2 protein-coding genes are annotated in these 1,181 nt (G+C 60.9%); both read right to left on the bottom strand.

The window, feature by feature from the left end; translation table 11 throughout:
- Nucleotides 1-146: 146 nt before the first annotated feature.
- Entirely contained in the window at nt 147-902 is a 756-nt protein-coding gene (gene sufC, locus EN991_RS36985; RefSeq protein ID WP_023810312.1) for a Fe-S cluster assembly ATPase SufC, read from the bottom strand.
- A gap of 27 nt (nt 903-929) precedes the next feature.
- On the bottom strand, nt 930-1,181 hold a 252-nt coding region (locus tag EN991_RS36980), incomplete at its 5' end, for a SufD family Fe-S cluster assembly protein (protein ID WP_206519338.1).

Here is a 1,181-nt window from a genome sequence, read left to right as displayed (position 1 = left end):
TCTCGATGGCGTCGTCGCGCTTCAGCATCACCGCGCCGTCGCCGGGCAGCAGCGACAACCGGTCGCCGAACGCGTCGATCAACGCTGTCTCGGCCGGTGTCCGCTGCGGTTGTGCGTGCATGTTCATCGGTATTACCTCTGGCATCTCACGCTGCTTCGCCGATCACGCCGGCATAGCCATTGGCTTCCAGGTCGAGCGCCAGCGACTTGTCGCCTGACTTGATGACCTGCCCCTTGTAGAGCACATGCACGGTGTCGGGCACGATGTGCTCAAGCAGGCGCTGGTAATGGGTGATGACCAGGAACGCCCGGTCCGGCGCGCGCAGCGCGTTGACGCCATCGGAAACGATCTTCAGCGCATCGATGTCGAGCCCGGAATCGGTTTCGTCGAGCACGCACAATTTCGGCTCCAGCAGCTTCATCTGCAGGATCTCCGCCCGCTTCTTCTCGCCACCGGAGAAGCCGACATTGAGCGGCCGCTTGAGCATCGCCATGTCCATGCTGAGCGAGGCGGCGGCTTCCTTCACGCGCTTCAAAAATTCCGGGATCTTCAGCGGCTCCTCGCCACGCGCCTTGCGTTGCTCGTTCATCGCCACCTTCAGGAATTCCATGGTGGCGACGCCCGGTATCTCCATCGGATACTGGAAGGCGAGGAAAATGCCTGACGTGGCGCGCTCGGCCGGATCCATTTCGAGGATCGACTGGCCGTTGTAGAGGATGTCGCCTTCGGTCACCTCATAGTCCTCGCGACCGGCGAGGATGTAGGACAGCGTCGATTTGCCCGAGCCGTTCGGCCCCATGATCGCGGCAACCTCGCCGGCTTTCACCGTCAGGTTCAGACCGCGGATGATTTCGGTGCCGTCATCGACGATGCGGGCGTGCAGGTTTCTGATTTCAAGCATTTTTTCGTTTCCTGAATATCTGTCCGGTCAGCCGACCGAGCCCTCAAGCGAGATACCGATCAGCTTCTGCGCCTCGACAGCGAATTCCATCGGCAGTTGCTGGATGACGTCCTTGACGAAGCCGTTGACGATCAGCGCGATCGCCTCCTCTTCAGGGATACCGCGCTGCATGACGTAGAATTTCTGGTCCTCGGAAATCTTCGACGTGGTCGCTTCGTGCTCGAACTGCGCCGTCGAATTCTTGGCTTCCATGTAGGGCACGGTGTGCGCGCCGCACTG

It is taken from the genome of Mesorhizobium sp. M7A.F.Ca.US.005.03.2.1 (assembly GCF_003997795.1).
GTDB lineage: Bacteria > Pseudomonadota > Alphaproteobacteria > Rhizobiales > Rhizobiaceae > Mesorhizobium > Mesorhizobium ciceri.
This window is presented reverse-complemented; position numbering and strand designations above follow the sequence as displayed.